This is a genomic window from Campylobacter sp. BCW_6877 (genome assembly GCF_001762445.1).
GTDB lineage: Bacteria > Campylobacterota > Campylobacteria > Campylobacterales > Campylobacteraceae > Campylobacter_D > Campylobacter_D jejuni.
The window spans coordinates 148,611-160,139 of sequence record NZ_MJWW01000035.1; the positions used below are offsets into that span (position 1 = coordinate 148,611).

The 11,529-nt window shown below is 29.2% G+C and carries 10 protein-coding genes; 2 read left to right on the forward strand and 8 right to left on the reverse strand.

Annotation, left to right across the window (positions count from 1 at the left end; genetic code table 11):
- The first annotated feature begins 50 nt into the window (after positions 1 to 50).
- On the forward strand, positions 51 to 3,653 hold the full coding sequence (gene dnaE / locus AJ936_RS04505) for a DNA polymerase III subunit alpha (RefSeq protein WP_004305583.1): 3,603 nt from the start codon (positions 51 to 53) through the stop codon (positions 3,651 to 3,653).
- 12 nt (positions 3,654 to 3,665) lie between these two features.
- On the opposite strand, the gene AJ936_RS04510 is transcribed toward dnaE, so the two are convergent.
- Genes AJ936_RS04510 through AJ936_RS04530 form a run of 5 tightly spaced genes read right to left on the reverse strand, consistent with a single transcriptional unit; the run spans position 3,666 to position 7,605 of the window.
- On the reverse strand, positions 3,666 to 4,298 hold the full coding sequence (locus AJ936_RS04510; RefSeq protein ID WP_002855231.1) for a YggS family pyridoxal phosphate-dependent enzyme: 633 nt from the start codon (positions 4,296 to 4,298) through the stop codon (positions 3,666 to 3,668).
- Positions 4,299 to 4,333: 35 nt separating this feature from the next.
- Positions 4,334 to 5,083, reverse strand: coding sequence for a flagellin C (gene flaC, locus AJ936_RS04515; RefSeq protein WP_004305585.1), 750 nt, complete (start codon positions 5,081 to 5,083; stop codon positions 4,334 to 4,336).
- Between the two features lie 39 nt (positions 5,084 to 5,122).
- Positions 5,123 to 5,593, reverse strand: coding sequence for a DUF4149 domain-containing protein (locus AJ936_RS04520; protein WP_002871299.1), 471 nt, complete (start codon positions 5,591 to 5,593; stop codon positions 5,123 to 5,125).
- 12 nt (positions 5,594 to 5,605) lie between these two features.
- Positions 5,606 to 6,421 (reverse strand): HemK/PrmC family methyltransferase, encoded by an 816-nt coding sequence (locus AJ936_RS04525; RefSeq protein WP_044780514.1) that lies wholly within the window; start codon positions 6,419 to 6,421, stop codon positions 5,606 to 5,608.
- Complete coding sequence (locus AJ936_RS04530; protein ID WP_053872775.1) at positions 6,418 to 7,605, reverse strand: M48 family metallopeptidase; 1,188 nt, start codon at positions 7,603 to 7,605, stop codon at positions 6,418 to 6,420. Before AJ936_RS04530 ends, AJ936_RS04525 begins: the two co-directional genes overlap by 4 nt.
- 126 nt (positions 7,606 to 7,731) lie before the next feature.
- Between AJ936_RS04530 and AJ936_RS04535 the strand changes: the two genes are divergently transcribed.
- Positions 7,732 to 7,917, forward strand: a complete 186-nt coding sequence (locus AJ936_RS04535; protein ID WP_070209885.1) for a molybdenum cofactor biosynthesis protein — start codon at positions 7,732 to 7,734, stop codon at positions 7,915 to 7,917.
- Here the strand turns inward: AJ936_RS04535 and mog are convergent.
- The 3 genes from mog to AJ936_RS04550 form a co-directional block, all read right to left on the reverse strand.
- Positions 7,914 to 8,456, reverse strand: a complete 543-nt coding sequence (gene mog / locus AJ936_RS04540) for a molybdopterin adenylyltransferase (protein ID WP_070209886.1) — start codon at positions 8,454 to 8,456, stop codon at positions 7,914 to 7,916. The two genes, AJ936_RS04535 and mog, sit on opposite strands and share 4 nt — an antisense overlap.
- 20 nt (positions 8,457 to 8,476) lie before the next feature.
- Positions 8,477 to 9,460, reverse strand: coding sequence for a magnesium/cobalt transporter CorA (gene corA / locus AJ936_RS04545; protein ID WP_002861405.1), 984 nt, complete (start codon positions 9,458 to 9,460; stop codon positions 8,477 to 8,479).
- Between the two features lie 113 nt (positions 9,461 to 9,573).
- Positions 9,574 to 11,328 carry a lipopolysaccharide assembly protein LapB gene (locus AJ936_RS04550; protein WP_070273945.1) on the reverse strand — a complete coding sequence of 585 codons (1,755 nt, stop codon included), beginning with the start codon at positions 11,326 to 11,328 and terminating at the stop codon, positions 9,574 to 9,576.
- Positions 11,329 to 11,529: the final 201 nt, after the last annotated feature.

Sequence of the window (11,529 nt, forward strand, 5' to 3'; positions counted from 1 at the left end):
TATAATTTTTATCAAAATTAAAATAAGCCTTAAAAAACTAAAGGAAGAAAATGAGTCAATTTACACACTTGCATTTACATACAGAATATTCTTTGCTTGATGGAGCTAATAAGCTTAAAGAATTAGCTTTGACTTTAAAAGAGCAGGGTGCTACAAGTGTTGCTATGACAGATCATGGAAATATGTTTGGGGCAATTGATTTTTATCAAACAATGAAAGCACAAGGTTTAAAACCTATCATTGGTATGGAAGCGTATTTACATAATCACGATGAATTAGATGATAAAAGTTCTCGTCAGCGTTTTCACCTTTGTTTGTATGCAAAAAATGAGATCGGATATCAAAATTTAATGTATTTAAGTTCTCAAAGTTATATTAAAGGTTTGTATTATTATCCGCGTATCAATAAAAAGCTTTTAGAAAAATATAGCGAAGGTCTTATTTGTTCTTCTGCTTGCTTGCAAGGTGAAGTAAATTGGCACTTAAATACTTATAGTGAAAGAAATGTGCGTTTTGGTGCAAAAGGCTATGAAGCAGCAAAAGAAGCAGCATTATGGTATAAAAAAGTTTTTAAAGATGATTTTTATTTTGAAATCATGCGTCATGGTATAGGTGATCAAAGAATGATAGATGATGATATTATCAGACTTTCTAAAGAATTAAATATAAAAATCATTGCTACAAATGATACGCATTATACTTTTAAAGAAAGAGCGGCTGCCCATGAGGTTTTTATGTGTATAGCTATGGGAAAAAAACTTAATGACCCTGATAGAATGCGTCATAGTGTGCATGAATTTTATGTTAAAAGCCCTGAGCAAATGAGTGAGCTTTTTGCAGATATTCCAGAAGCTATAGAAAATACACAAGAAATCGCGCAAAAATGTAATTTAGAGCTTAATCTTGGCAATCCCACTCCACCGAATTTCAAATTTACAAGAGAATATGCTAAAGATCATAATATTACCTTGCCTGAAGAAACAAAAGAATTTAGCTTTGATAATGATGACATAGTTTTTGAAGAGCTTTGTAAAAAGGGACTTGAAGAGAGATTAAAATTTATCGATGAAAGCAAGCATAAAGAATACAAACAAAGACTTGAGGTAGAAATTAATATCATTAAAAATATGAAATTTTCAGGTTATATGCTTATTGTTCATGATTTTATTAAAGTGGCTAAAGATAAAGGCATTCCAGTAGGTCCTGGAAGAGGATCAGCTGCAGGAAGTTTGGTTTCTTATTGTTTGAGGATTACGGATTTAGATCCTATTCCTTATAGTTTACTTTTTGAGCGTTTTTTAAATCCTGAGCGTGTGAGCATGCCTGATATTGATGTGGATTTTTGTCAAGACAGACGTGCTGAAGTGATTGATTATGTGATTGATAAATATGGAGCAGATAAGGTTGCACAGGTTATTACCTTTGGTAAGCTTTTAGCTAAAGGGGTGATTCGTGATGTGGCTAGAGTTTGTGATATGAGTATTCAAGATGCTGATGAGCTTGCTAAACTTGTGCCTGAAGAGCTTAAAATCACTCTTGATGCTGCTTATGAAAAAGAACCTAAAATCAAAGAATTTATTGATCGTCATCCTAAAGGTCCTGAAGTTTGGGAATATGCAAGAGCTTTAGAAGGATTAAATCGCAATGCGGGTATGCACGCAGCGGGTGTTGTAATTTCTAATGAAAGTTTATGGAAGAAAACTCCGCTTTTTAGACAAAGTAAAAATGATGAAAGACATTTAGTAACGCAGTATTCTAAAGATCATTTAGAAGATGTAGATTTGATAAAATTTGACTTTTTAGGTCTAAAAACTTTAACAGTAATCAATAATGCAATCAAGCTTATTAAAAAGCGTTATAATAAAGACATTATTTGGGAAACCATAGATGTAAATGATAGCAAAGTTTATAAAACCATACAAAGTGGAAATACTTTAGGGATTTTTCAAATCGAATCAGACGGTATGCAAAGCTTAAATGCACGCTTAAAACCAGAGCGTTTTGAAGATATCATTGCGGTTCTTGCGCTTTATCGTCCAGGCCCTATGGAATCAGGAATGCTTGATGATTTTATCGATAGAAAGCATGGTTTAAAAAGTATAGAATATCCTTTTGACAGTTTAGAAAAGGTTTTAGAGCCTACTTATGGGGTTATTGTTTATCAAGAACAGGTTATGCAAATTGTTCAAATTATAGGTGGCTTTTCTTTAGGAGGTGCTGATGTAGTGCGTCGTGCTATGGGTAAAAAAGATCCTGAGAAGATGAAAAAGCTTAAGACTGATTTTGCAGATGGAGCAGAAAAACAAGGATATGATAGAGCAAAAGCTGAGGATTTATGGGAGCTTATCGTAAAATTTGCAGGATATGGTTTTAATAAATCTCACTCTGCGGCTTATGCGTTGATTACTTTTCAAACAGCTTATTTAAAAACTTATTATCCTAGTGAATTTATGGCAGCGCTTTTAACAAGCGAAGAAAACAATGTGGATAAAATTGCTGTTTATATTGATGAGATGAAAAAAATGAATATTAAACTTTTACCTCCATCGATTAACAAAGCGATCCGTGAATTTAGTGCTTTAGAGCAAGATGGCAAGGATGCTATTATATACGGACTTGGGGCTATAAAAAGTGTGGGTATTCCTGCAGTTGAAAATTTACTTGAAGCAAGACAAGATGGAGAATTTAAGGATATTAATGATTTCTTAGGTAAGATAGATCCTACCAAAATAAACCGTAGAACATTAGAAAGTCTTATTAAGGCAGGGGCTTTTGATGAGTTTGGTTTTACTAGAAAAGCTTTGTTTGATAATATGGAAAATCTTAGCGAAGCATCGCGTAAAATGGCTGAAGTAAGAAAAAATGCTGCAAGTTCTCTTTTTGGTGAAGAGGAATTAACTTCAGGTGTTCAAGTAAATTTTACTCCCAAAAATGAAGAATTTGAAGTGATGGAAAAATTAGGATATGAAAAAGAAATTTTAGGAATTTATGTTTCAGGCCATCCTTTAGATCGATTTTATGAACAAATTAATGCCATAGATTATGTTAAAAGTTTAGATTTTGAAAGTTTAAAAAACAATGGAGAAATTTTAAGTATAGGTAAAATTGAAGATTTCAAATCCATGATGAGTAAAAATAATAAGCGTTATGGTAGAATTGAAATTTTGGATTATTATTCTTCGTTTGATGCTACTGTATTTGAAAGCAATGTAGAAGAAATAGAAAACATCATCAAAGATGAAAATTTAAAAAATAATGCCTATGGTTTTGTATTGGGATTTAAAGCTGAGGGAGGGGAGAAGCCTAGCTTTTTTTTAAAAGCAATTAAAGATTTACAAAGTCTTGAAGATGGCGAGATTAAAGCTATAAAAAAATTTGGAGCAAAAAAAGATTTCAAAAATAAAGAAGAAAATCATTTTACCGCAGAACCTAAGGAATTTGAAAAAAATATCATAGAGTTAGATTTGACAAGGTTAAATAGAGAATTAATCTATGAAATTCATGAAATTGCTAGAAATGCACATAATCCTAATGAAAAAAACAATAAAAAACTTGTTTTAAAAGTTATTAGTGCGGGATCTTGCTTGCTTTATCATACAGATTTTATTATCTCTGATAGTATAGTAGAGGAAATTTCTAATAAATATGCTTAAGTAAGATTGTTCTTACTTAAGATTTTTAAATAAAATGCTTCCAAGTCTTACTAAGTTGGATCCGCATTTTATAGCAATTTCAAAATCATTACTCATCCCCATAGAGCAAATTTTAGCCCCATGTTTTTGAAGAATTTCATAAATTTTAAATGTAGTTTCAAAGCTTTTGATAATACTTTCTTTATCTTGGCTGTGTGATCCTATGCTCATTACGCCACAAAGATTTAGATTAGAGCATTCTTCTTGTATTTGTAAATATTCTTCTACAGCTTGATTTGGATCTAGACCGCTTTTGCTATTTTCATTTGCACTATTGATTTCTAATAAAGTATTTAATTTATAATCAAGTCTTTTGTCCATAGCTTTAGCTATTTTAATACCATTGCAAGAGTGCCATAATATAGGTTTTTGTTTGATTAAGAGATTGATTTTGTTGCTTTGTAGAGTTCCTATAAAATGCCACTTTATGTCTAATTTTTTTTCATCAAGATTTTCTTTTTTTTGTGCTAGAGCTTGGACTTGATTTTCTCCAAATTCTACTATACCTTGATCAAAAAGCTTTTCAATTATACTTGCATCGACATACTTGCTTGCGGCTACAAGACGAACGTTTTTGGTTTTTTCTAAAATTTGCTCTAAAGTCATTTTGATAAAGAAATAAGCCCTATTTAGGGCTTATATTATTGTAATAAATTAGCAATTTTGCTTTGAAGCTGCATGTTGGATTGCGCAGCAACAAAAGCAGCAGCATTTTCTTTTAGATAATTGGCATTAAAATCATTAACATTTTTTGCTATGTCATTATTTAGTAAATTATTTTCAGCTGCTTTTGAGTTGATGCTATTTTGAACACTTGCATTAATATTTGATGTGATGGCATTGATACCTGAGCCTATTTCACTTCTTAAACTTCCAAGTTGATCCATAAAATTTGTAATACTATCTTGATTATCTATGCTTAATCCACCTGTTGCTAATGGATTTAAATTTGTAGTTTCAGTTCCGCTACCTACTACAAAATTCATAGTTTGAAAGACATTTTTTCCATTATAAGTTGCATTATTAAAAGAATCATTGATGGATTCTTGTATGCGTGTTGCTTCTGTTCTTAGCATTCCTTTTTGAGAATCATTAAGTGCAGCATTGTTCATTTTTACTGAAAGTTCATTAAGTCTATCTGCACTTTGAGAGATATTAGTAAGGCTAGCATCTGCAATTTGTAAAACCCCTATAGCATCATAAGCATTTGCGATACCTTGATCTATAGTGCTTGATTGAGATCTTAAAGAGTCAGCAATAGCTAAATTGGCACTATCAACTCCACTTATTGCGCGAACAGCTGCAATATTTTCTAAAGCTTTATCGCTAGCTTTTTGTGCATTGTTTAAATAGTAATTTTGTTGCATCATAGTTGCATCAGAGATCATCATGGCCTACTCCTTCTCTTTTTGGATTTATTTAATATTCTATCATTTTTTTGCTATTTTAAAGCTTAAGAAATACAAAAAAACTTGCATTATCAAGATGATTTTAATCACCACTTCACTTGCATTATGGATACTGATAAATTCTTGAGTTTTTGTAGCGTTTTCACCTAAGTTTTGAAGTTCAATTATGGTATTAGTAAAATAAAAAACAAATATTAAGCTTAAAATCAAAATAAGCAAACTTAGCATAAATTTTGAAAATTTTATTTGAAATTTTATTTCATCTTTTATAAGAGAATAAATTTCATATAAAAAATTAACCACTGAAACAAAAATCAGTAAATATCCCATTTTAATAAAAATTTGCGTCATCATTAAGCCACTTTGAAAATGGCTCAACACTCCTTCCCCTATAAGATTCTGAGGAAAAAAAATTGTTGGTGCAACAACTATTCCTAGTATGAGTTCAACCCCTATGATGGAGGCAAGTAAAAATAAATTAACAGCTTTCAAAAGTTTCTCCTTTTATTTTTTATCATAACGCATATTTGTAAATTTAGCTATAAAAGCACGATTATAACCTTGTTCATCTTTGAAAAAATCAACAATGAAATTATTTTGATATAAAATTTTTTCCAAAATTTCTTTTTGATCATAGCCAAATTCACAAGCTAAAAATTTAACTTTTTTATCGAGGGAAAAATGTATGATTTCTTCTAGAATTTCATATCCTTTTTCTCCGCCAAATAAAGCTTCTTTGGGTTCTTTTTGTACCCAAATATCTATAGGATATGAATTTTTAATATAAGGTGGATTTGAAAAAATAAAATCATAATTTTCTTTAATTTGCTTAAAATTACAAAGCTTAAAGTCAATCAAATGTTCGACTTTGTGTAATTTGGCATTCTCTAAAGCTAATTCTAAGGCTTTAGGATTGATATCACAGGCTGTGATTTTTAACCCAAGTTCTTTGGCTAAAACAATACTTAAAATTCCGCTTCCAAATCCTATTTCTAAAATCTTATTAAAAGTATTTTTTTTGCATAAATTTAAAATTTGAAAAAGTAAAATTTCACTATCGTAACGAGGGATTAGAACGCCTTTTTTTATCTTAAACTCTAAGCCCCAAAAATCCACTTTTTCAAATATATATTCAAAAGGTTCTCCAGATTTAAAACGTCTTATAAGCTCAAAATAAGGTTTGTGATCTATTTCTATATCTTGGTTTAAAAATAACCAAGCTTTATCTTTTTTTAGATATTCACAGAGTATAAATACTGCTTCATTTTCATAACCTTTTAAGCTAGATTTAGCTTCTATAAGAGCATTTTTTATAGTCAAGAAAGAGCCTTGATTCTATCGCTAATACTTGGATGACTGAGATAAAAAAATGTATATATTTTACTTGTTTTGATAAAAGCTTTATTTTCTCTTGCTAGAGCTATCAACGCATTTTTCATATCTTCTTTGCTTGTAACTTTAGCTCCGTGTTGATCAGCTGCAAATTCATTTTTTCTACTTAAGGCATTAAGTATAGGAGAGATTAAAAAGCTAAAAATATTTGCAAAGATAAATAAAAGAGCAAATACACCGCCATTTACTCCTTCTAGATGACTTTCTAAGTAAACAAATTCAGGTAAATTTGCAAAAACAAAAAAAAGTAAAAACATAGTTATAGCACCGTTAAATAAAGCTTTGATAATATCTTTATGAACAAAATGTCCAAGCTCGTGTCCTAAAACAGCTAAAAGTTCTCTTTCATTTAAAGCTTTTAATAATGTATCAAAAAGAACCACTCTTTTGCTTTTAAAAAGTCCACCAAAATAAGCATTTAAACGTTTATCTCTTTTGCTTGCATCAATAACATAAACCCCATTTGCATTAAACCCACATTGTTTCATTAAAGAGCTGATTTTTTTCAGCAAATTTTCATCGTTTAGTTTTTCCATTTTATTAAAAATAGGTGCTATCAAGGTAGGGTAAATAAGATTTATAATCACTATAATACAAAAGGCAAAAATAAAGGCCACAATCCACCAAAAAGTTCCAAAAAAATCATAGCAAAAAAGCAAAGCATAAAGGATTAAAAATCCAAATATTAAAGTTAAAATAAGACTTTTTACAGTGTCTTTGATAAAAAGTTTTGCAGTCATATTTGAAAAACCATGGGCTTTATCTTTGACAAAACTTTCATAAATACTTAAAGGTAGATTTAAAATGCTTGTGATTATTAAAAAAGATAATAAAAATAAAGTATTTTCAAAACGAGTGTTGTTTGAGATAAGTAATTCTTTAAGATATAAAAATCCAAAACCTATCCATGCAACATTGATGATTAAATTATAAAAATTGGAAAATAGTTTAAATTTTTCATTTTCGATGGCAATGTCTGCTGCATTTTGATAGTCTTTTTCGCTTAAAATTTGAGCTTGTTTGTCTTTTTCTCTTTCTAAGAAACGAATTTGAGTATAGGAAATCCAAGATAAAAGTGCTGTGTAAAGACATAAAATTGCAATTAAAGTCATTATTTTTCCTTGATTGGTTTTTTGCGAATTCTAGCTTAAAATAATGAAATAAAGTTAATAGCTTAAAATCTAAAATAATATTCTTGTCAACTAAGTTGATATATATTTATAAAAAAGGATTAAAGAATGTTTTTTAAGAAAAAGATTTCACAAAAGCAAAAAGAAAAACCTAAAATTCCAACCAATGATGTGATTTTAGATGACAGACTTTGTAAGTTTAAAAATAAAGTGCAAAAGATAAGTAAAGATGAAGCTTCGGCAAGTCTGCTTGCTAGACAATTAAGCAGACTTATCAGAGCTAATAAATTTTAATTTTGACATTTTTTCTTAGGGCGAAAAACCTTAATAACTTCATCATTTGCTTCTATATAAGTGCCTTCTATCAAATCGATACAGTAAGGTATAGCTGGAAAAACAGGCTCTAGACATTCTTTTATAGCTTTAGGATTTCCTGGTAAATTAATAATAAAAGATTTATTGCGAATTCCTGCATTCTGTCTTGAAAGTATAGCTGTTGGGACATATTTTAAACTTTCTAAGCGCATAAGCTCTCCAAAACCTGGCATCATTTTATCACACACGGCTTCCGTGGCTTCTGGGGTTACATCACGAAGCGCTGGACCTGTACCTCCGCTTGTAATAATCAAATCGCATTTTTTTTCATCTGCTAGATAAAGTAATTTTTTAATGATCAAATCATAATCATCAGGGATTAATTCTTTATGATAAATAATATCATTTTTTATATATGAATTTAACACTCTTTCAATTTCAGCAGTAGCTTTATCTTCGTATATGCCACTACTTGCTCTATCGCTTAGGGTTAAAATTCCTATGTTTATCGTATCCATTATTCCTCCTTAATAAATTTTTATAACCATCCTTTTTTCTTGAAAACAACCAAAGGTAAAATGATAGAAATTACCATCACGCCAAGCACTATGGGATAAGCATAGTGAAGTTCAAGTTCTGGCATGAATTTAAAATTCATACCATAAACAGTTCCTATTAAAGTAGGAGGCATCATGGCAACAGTTGCAACGGTAAAAATTTTAATGATTTTGTTTTGTTCTATGTTGATTTGGCTGGCTAAAATGGTTTGAATATTGTCTAAGATATTAAGTTGTGAAACACTAAATTCAACCAAAGAATTTAAGTCTTTTAAAACTATAGTAAGATTTTGTTTTATATCTTTATCGATTTTATCGCTTTTTAGCAAAGAAGTCATAGCACGACGTTTATCAAATAAAGAATCTCTTACACGCATATTAAGCTCTTGTAAGCTTGAAATATCCTTTAGCATTTCATCATAACTATATTCATCTTTTTTTTCTAAAACACTTGTTCTTAAGCGTCTTGCTTCTTTATCTATCCATTCTAGCAAATCCGCATCTTTTTCAACGCGCACTTCAAACATTTTATCAATAATATCAAAACCATCTTCAAAATTCTTCGGACTAGCTAAAATCCTTGCTTGAATTTCTTCAAAAGTACTAAATTCGTTATATCTTATAGTAAATAAGATATTTTTAGCTGTAGCAAAAGTAACAATTTCTGTGCGAAGCTTGATTAAATTCCTATCTTCTTCATCGCTTTTAAGATCTCTTACTAAAAAATGAGCATTGATGGTTATTGTCGCATTGTCTTCCCAATATTTTGCGCTAAGTTCTATTTCTTCTCTTTCTTCTTTTGTAGGAAACTCAAGATTAAATTCACTTGATATAAAAGCAATTTCCGCTGCACTTGGATGAAGTAAATCAATCCATAAAATATTTTGTGGTAGTTCTTGACTATCGAGATTAAAGTTGATTCTTTGAACTAAAGCATTTTGAGTTTTGATATAAACATAGAGCATAGTTATTCCTTATTTTTAACTTTAAAATTATACCTTGATTAGTTTAAAAATCAATTTTTTAATTTTTGCAAATCAAAAACCAAATTTTCCACCTAAAGCTCTTAAACTAAGCTTTAGTTTAAGATTTCTTTAATCAGTTTTTGCAAATTCCTTTTTGTTTCTTCTTGTTCTTTTATGATAAAACATTTTGCTTTTGGCCAAAAATAACTTTTAGGATTTTCAAATTTTCCCCAACGCCAATCAAACCTAGGATGTAAAAGAACTATAGTAGGAAGATCCATAGCTAAACTTAAATGCGCTATAGCACTATCAATACTAAGCATACAGTCAATATCATATAAATAATTTAGAGTATCATTCCAATTTTTTATAAGCTTGCTTCTATCTTCTATTACCTTAGGTAATTCTTCTTTTAATTGCATTTGAAAAGAAATGATTTCATAATCTAAGTCTTTTAATATATCAAATAAAAATTCAAATTTTACATTTCTTAATAAATCAGAATTTTCAGCATTAGGAGTAGAGTAAAAAATACCAAGTTTTTTTCTTTTATTATGCGGTTTTTTTTGTGGCAATATAGGTGTTTTTAATCGTGTAATCTCATCAAGCTTAATATCAATAAAAAAAGGCAAAGAACAAATAGGAATAGCATAATCAAAATTTGTAGGTAGATTTTTTAAAACCTTTACATTTTTAAAAATATCATCATTTTGATTTAAAAATTTGATTTGATTTTTAAACATTTCATACATGGCACTTTGAGGAGCAAATAAAACCTTTGAAGCGATTTTGCAAAGTTTTTCTAAGCATCTTGCATACATTATAGTATCGCCAAAGCCTTGCTCGCAAAATACTAAAACTTCTTTATTTTTAAAAGCATCAACGCCAAATTTATTAAAAGCTTTTAGGCTTTCATTATAATGATAAGTAGAAAAAGTTTCATTATGAGCATAAAATAATCTGCTTTCATAATATTTCTTGCCCTCTTCAAAATTATCATCCACTCCCATACGCATCAAAAGATAAGCCAAATCAAATTGATAGGTTGCATGAGAATCCAAGCTAAGACATTTTTTATAAGCATGATAAGCTTCTTGATAGTTTGAGTTAAATTCTAATACCTTAGCATAGTTTTGCCAAAACTGTGCATGGTGTTGATTGGCTTCTTGTAGTGATTGAAAAAGTTCTAAAGAATCAGATATTCTAAAAAGCTTAAAAAGCAAGTATGCTTTTTGGGGTAAAATTTGATGAGTTAAAAAATCTTCTATTTTAGAAATGGTAAGATTTTCTTTGGTTTTACTGTGAAGCCTATCTTCGAGTTTGACTAAATTAAGATTGGTTTGTTCAGCAATGATTCCTTTTTGTAGTTTATCAATCAAATCTTGCATAAAATGACACAAGTGCTCATGTGCATTTAATGCCTTCGTAAAATCATGTTTAAAATAAATTTCTGCATAATTTTTCCATAGATTAAGATTATACATATCTTTAGAAAGTAATTCTTTGAAAATTTGTTCAGATTCTTCTAGTTTATTACTCAGTTTATAAATAAAAGCCAATTCTAACTTAAGTTCATCTTCTAAATCATCTTTGCGAGTTAAAAGTGTTTGTAATAAATTCAAGGCTTCATCAAGTCTTAAATTTTCAATATAGCTTTTAGCAAGCATAAGACCATTAAAACTTGTAGGATTTAAAGAAAAAAGCTCTTGAGCATAATATAAAGCTTTTTGAAAAAGAGAAAGTTTATAAGAAGAAAGCATAGCAAATTCTAAAGCAAATTTTGGACTTTCTTTTAAAAATTGCTCACTCAAGTTTAAACATTTTTCATAATTAGCATTAAAATAATAATAATGAATTTTATCAAACATATTTTTCCTTGATGGTTACATTAAATCCAATATTATCTTATAAGTTGCATAAAAAGATAATTATATTTTTATAAAATTAAATAATAAAACAAAAATAAATACAATAAAAACATCCATCCTAATAATTTTAAAATTATTAGGATGAAATTTTTAACAAGTAGGAGAGTAAACTAATTAAACTAAGTATGATCTTTTATAAGA

Bases quoted from the DNA above. Each gene is read 5' to 3' on its own strand.
- dnaE (WP_004305583.1), top strand. From the start codon at position 51: ATGAGTCAATTTACACACTTGCATTTACATACAGAATATTCTTTGCTT.
- flaC (WP_004305585.1), bottom strand. From the start codon at position 5,083: ATGATGATCTCTGATGCAACTATGATGCAACAAAATTACTATTTAAAC.
- AJ936_RS04535 (WP_070209885.1), top strand. From the start codon at position 7,732: ATGTTTTTTAAGAAAAAGATTTCACAAAAGCAAAAAGAAAAACCTAAA.
- mog (WP_070209886.1), bottom strand. From the start codon at position 8,456: ATGGATACGATAAACATAGGAATTTTAACCCTAAGCGATAGAGCAAGT.
- AJ936_RS04510 (WP_002855231.1), bottom strand. From the start codon at position 4,298: ATGACTTTAGAGCAAATTTTAGAAAAAACCAAAAACGTTCGTCTTGTA.
- AJ936_RS04550 (WP_070273945.1), bottom strand. From the start codon at position 11,328: ATGTTTGATAAAATTCATTATTATTATTTTAATGCTAATTATGAAAAA.
- corA (WP_002861405.1), bottom strand. From the start codon at position 9,460: ATGCTCTATGTTTATATCAAAACTCAAAATGCTTTAGTTCAAAGAATC.
- AJ936_RS04530 (WP_053872775.1), bottom strand. From the start codon at position 7,605: ATGACTTTAATTGCAATTTTATGTCTTTACACAGCACTTTTATCTTGG.